General features: G+C 48.3%; 1 pseudogene. It reads left to right on the top strand.

What is annotated here, in order from left to right:
* Window positions 1–509 (top strand): annotated as a pseudogene (locus tag ACTHUR_RS18600) (tryptophan--tRNA ligase); the annotation flags it as partial.

Here is a 509-nt window from a genome sequence, read left to right as displayed (position 1 = left end):
ACATCCTTATGTTCAATGCCCATGAAGTACCAGTCGGTCGCGACCAAATCCAACACGTTGAAATGGCACGCGATATTGCCGGTCGCTTTAACCACCGCTTCCAAGAACTCTTCACCCTGCCAGAAGTGAAGATTGATGAAAACGTCGAACTCTTGGTCGGCTTGGACGGACGCAAAATGTCCAAGTCTTACGGCAATACCATTCCGCTTTGGGAAAACGATAAAAAAACCCAAAAATCGGTCAACAAAATCATCACCAATATGAAAGAACCCGGCGAGCCGAAACAGCCTGATGAAAGTCCTCTGTTTGAAATCTACAAAGCCTTCTCCACGCTGTCTGAAACTGCTGAGTTCACGCAAATGCTGGCCGAAGGCCTTGCTTGGGGTGAGGCCAAGAAACTCTTGGGTGCAAAAATCAATGCCGAGCTCGCAGAACCGCGCGAGCGTTACAATGAGTTGACAGCCAAACCATCTCAAATTGAAGACATTTTGCAGGCCGGCGCACAAAAA

This window comes from Neisseria sp. P0021.S007, assembly GCF_051956855.1.
The sequence above is the reverse complement of the archived record's forward strand: the minus strand, read 5'-3'. Positions and strand labels throughout refer to the sequence as shown.